The 818-nt window shown below is 49.5% G+C and carries 1 protein-coding gene; it reads right to left on the reverse strand.

Annotated features, from left to right (window positions below; translation table 11 throughout):
• Nucleotides 1-818: 1-deoxy-D-xylulose-5-phosphate synthase N-terminal domain-containing protein (locus A3751_RS20225; protein ID WP_304439064.1), on the reverse strand; the 818-nt coding region annotated here is incomplete at both ends.

The following is an 818-nucleotide window of genomic DNA, read 5'->3' on the forward strand; positions in this document are numbered from 1 at the left end:
TAGCCGCGTTGAAGAAACGTAGAGTAGATTGCGACCACTGGTTTCATTCCTTCACAAGCCATGCCGGCTGCAAGGGTCACCGCGTGTTGTTCTGCTATTGCAACGTCGTAGTAGCGATCAGGAAAGCGTTGCGCAAATGCAATGAGATCTGAGCCTTCTTTCATCGCTGGTGTGATTCCGACGACTCGCTCATCTAGTTCTGCTGCATCGCAGATCCATTGACCAAAAATGTTTGAATAGCTTGGTTTGATGATCGGTGTCGGCACACTTTGGGGTGCCGGCTTTGCACTGGCCTCGATTTTATTTATTGCATGATAGCCAATGGGATCTGATTCTGCTGGAGCAAAGCCACGGCCTTTCTTGGTGACGACATGAAGAAACTGTGGTCCACTCAAGTGCTTCATGTTTTCAAGTGTTTGCAGCAGCACTGGCATGTCATGGCCATCAATTGGACCAATGTAGTTAAAACCCAGCTCTTCAAATAAGGTTCCCGGCGCCATTAAGCCCTTAACGTGCTCTTCAGTTTTGCGTGCAAACTCCATAAGGCCGGGTGTGTTGCTGAGTACACGTTTACTGCCATCGCGCACCTGATTGTAAGCTTTACTCGATAGAATTTGTGCTAAATGGTTTTTAAGACCACCAACATTGTTCGATATCGACATGTCGTTGTCGTTCAATATGACCAAAAGGTCGGGGGCGATGTCGCCGGCATGACTGAGTGCCTCAAAGGCCATTCCCGCAGTAAGTGCCCCGTCACCGATGACGGCAATAGATCGGCGCTTTTCACCTTTGTGCTTCGCGGCAAGGGCCATTCCGAG

It is taken from the genome of Oleiphilus sp. HI0080, assembly GCF_001635135.1.